Source organism: Gilvimarinus sp. 2_MG-2023 (genome assembly GCF_030547685.1).
In the GTDB taxonomy this organism is placed as follows: Bacteria; Pseudomonadota; Gammaproteobacteria; order Pseudomonadales; family Cellvibrionaceae; genus Gilvimarinus.
Genome location: NZ_JAUOQM010000004.1, coordinates 1 through 3,280, shown reverse-complemented (window position 1 = coordinate 3,280; position 3,280 = coordinate 1). Strand labels below are relative to the sequence as shown.

Sequence of the window (3,280 nt, the reverse complement as noted above, 5' to 3'; positions counted from 1 at the left end):
CGAATTGGGCAATGCACCCGCAGGCGAATCCAGCGCCGCAGTCCAGACACGCACTGTGGCGACACGCCAGCGCGCTCTCGACCGACAACAATGTGCCAACGCCCAGCTATCACCGCCACAAATCGAGACCGTGTGCCGGTTGGGCAAAGCAGAATATTTGTTTGTGGAATCGGCCGTCAGTAAGTTGGGGTTATCAACACGGGCTTATCACCGCGTATTAAAGGTGGCCCGAACACTTGCCGATATGGCGGGGGAAGAAATGATTGAGCGTACTCACCTGGCCGAGGCCATCAGTTTCCGCTCGCTTGATCGCGGCTTATAAATTGCAATGAAACTTATAAACACTGCCGCAGAGGGTGGTGTTTTGCGGCTTAGCTTTCTTCACCGTCGGGCGGCACTGCTGCCGAGACATCGGTCAGCGTTAAATCGGCGATGACTTTATGCAGACGGTCGTAGCTTTGCGGGGCCGACAAAAAGTACCCCTGCATTTGATCGCAGCCCTCTTCGATTAGCCATTTTTGCTGACTGGCATTTTCCACACCCTCGGCCACCACCGCTTTGCCCAGGTTGTGGGCGAGATTGATCATGGCTGACACCAGCCGTCGCTCGCTGCGCCGTCTAAGTAAATCCGTCATAAACTGCGAGTCGATTTTTAAGGCGGTGATGGGCAGGCGCTGCAGATGCAAAAATGACGAACTGCCAGTACCAAAATCATCCAGGGCAAATGTCACCCCAAAGTAAGACAATGGCCGCATACACAAACTAACCATATCGATATTTTCCATCAACGCGGTTTCGGTCAGTTCAAATTCAATTTTATTGGGATCTACCCCCGTATCATTAAAAATATTGGCCACATGCTGCACCATGGACTCATCGCGAAATTGGCGCGCCGACAGATTGACCGCCATTTTAAGTTCAATGCCGACATCGCGCTTTAAGCGCTGTAGGTCAGCACAGGCGCGCCGAATGGCCCAATAACCAATCGCAAAGATCAGCCCGGTATCTTCGGCAATACTGATAAAGTTATGGGCGCTTAATATCCCTTTTTGCGGGTGATTCCAGCGCAATAAAGCTTCCAGAGCAACCACCTTGCCGGTACTAATGGCAAAGCGAGGTTGATATTCCAAATACAGTTCGCGATTTTCCACCGCGCGCCGTAAGTCCTCTTCCAACCGCAGGCGATAGCGTACATCGCGGTTCATTTCTTCGGTAAAGAAACGAAAGTTACTGCCCTCCACCTGTTTAGCTTGATACATAGCCAAATCGGCCGATTTGAGCAAGGTATCGGCATCGTGCCCTGCCTCTGGGTAAGAGGCAATTCCCAAGCTACAGCCCACATTAATATGGTAGCCGCCAATTTCGTAGGGGGTGGTAATTTGCTCAATGATTTTGACCGCCAGATGCGCCAATCCCGACGAGCTCTCCACATTGAGCAATAGCAGCGTGAATTCATCCCCCCCCATTCGCGCCATGGAGTCACTGCGCCGCAGCAGTGACTGTAGGCGCTCGGCACATAGGCGGATTAAGCCGTCACCAATGTCATGACCATAGCGATCATTCACCACCTTAAAGTCATCCAAATCGATAAACATCAAGGCAAAGCGCGCTTTTTCACGCGAAGCAACTCGCAGAGCGTTTTCCAGGCGGTCGCGAAACAGCACCCGATTCGGAATATCAGTCAGAGGATCGTGATGGGCGAGACGAGCGAGGTGATGTTCGGTACGCTTGCGCTCAATAGCGTAGCGCAGTGCGCGCTCCAGCCAAAAGGCATTGACGGTATCCAAGGCCAGATAGTCCGCCGCCCCCGCAGGCACAGCTTCGCGATCGAGCACTTGATTCATACTGTTCGAAAGCACCAACACCGGAACCGGGCTAAAGTGGCTTTTCATTGAGTCGAGCAACTCGCGAGCGCTGGCGGGGTCGTCAGCAGCGTAAAACAAAGCCACCTGATAATCTTCCGATAGCAGGCAAATTAAACCGTCATCGTCCATATTCCCGAGCACAATGCTGTACTGATTGGGCGCTACCTCGTCCAACCAGGCTCCGATTTGGTCGGCAAGTGATTGCTCGCCATTAAGCAGCAAAATGCTGATGGTGGAAGCCATGACATTATTCCTTACAAAATCCATCTTATTATTGCTCATGCATGAGCTATAGCTACACGCTGACCATGTAAATCACAACGCTAGCGCTTACTACATCCTTGAATTTGTAACATCCCTCTCAAATGACCGCTGAATTGAATAAAATACCCAATTAAAATAGCTAAATAACATAAGTGATCAAGTAAGAGTTGCGCCCAAATCAACCTTGGGCTGTTGACTGTCAAACATACACCATTTAAGAAGATATGTGCACAAAAATAAAGCGATTTTGTCAACCCTACCAGCATTCGTTTCTTAAGGGGCAATGCATTGTTACAATGGCATATGACCCCTCAATAAACTCATCCGTAATATTCGAGGCTTTGTGACCCGACTCAATCCCCGCCAGCGTGAAGCGGTTCATTATGTCGACGGCCCCTGTTTGGTACTAGCAGGCGCGGGCTCTGGCAAAACATCCGTTATTACCCGAAAAATTGCCTATTTGATCGAGCAGTGCGATATTCCTGCTCGCCATATAGCCGCCCTGACATTTACCAACAAAGCCGCCCGCGAAATGAAAGAGCGAGTAGGTTCGCTGGTACGTGGCCAAGCGGCACGTGGCTTAACCGTTTCTACTTTTCATAACTTGGGGCTGAATATTATTCGCCGTGAGGCGAAAACCTTAGGGTTTAAGCCGGGCTTCTCTATCTTTGACGCCGAAGATGCCCGCTCCCTACTCAAAGAGTTAATGCTCAAAGACGGTGAGCTGGACAGCGACCACCTCAATTTAGTGCAAAGTCAAATCTCCAACTGGAAAAACGACCTAACCACCCCCGAGGCCGCCGAAGAGTTAGCGCAAAGCCCCGCCGAACTCACTATGGTGCGTGTGTACGAGCGCTACAACCAGGCGCTCAGAGCCTATAATGCCGTGGACTTTGACGATTTAATTCTGGTGCCGGTTAATGTGTTTATGACCCACCCAGAGGTTCTGGCGCGCTGGCAGCGCAAAATTCAGCACCTGCTTGTGGACGAGTACCAAGACACTAACTCCAGCCAATACTTACTGGTAAAGCAGCTGGTGGGCGGGCGAAATGCCCTAACCGTGGTAGGGGACGATGACCAATCCATTTACGCTTGGCGCGGGGCGCGGCCTGAGAACATGGTACTGCTCAAAGAAGACTTCCCCAATCTGC

2 protein-coding genes and 1 pseudogene are annotated in these 3,280 nt (G+C 51.2%); 2 read left to right on the top strand and 1 reads right to left on the bottom strand.

Annotation, left to right across the window (positions count from 1 at the left end; all coding sequences use genetic code 11):
- A pseudogene (locus tag Q4526_RS00830) lies at window positions 1–322 on the top strand (ATP-dependent protease); the annotation flags it as partial.
- Window positions 323–371: 49 nt separating this feature from the next.
- Here Q4526_RS00830 and Q4526_RS00825 read toward each other — a convergent pair.
- A complete protein-coding gene (locus Q4526_RS00825) occupies window positions 372–2,108 on the bottom strand; it encodes a bifunctional diguanylate cyclase/phosphodiesterase (RefSeq protein WP_215974816.1) in 1,737 nt (578 codons plus the stop codon).
- Window positions 2,109–2,472: 364 nt separating this feature from the next.
- Here Q4526_RS00825 and Q4526_RS00820 point away from each other — a divergent pair.
- Window positions 2,473–3,280 (top strand): UvrD-helicase domain-containing protein (locus Q4526_RS00820; RefSeq protein WP_215974815.1); only part of this gene is annotated, 808 nt, incomplete at its 3' end.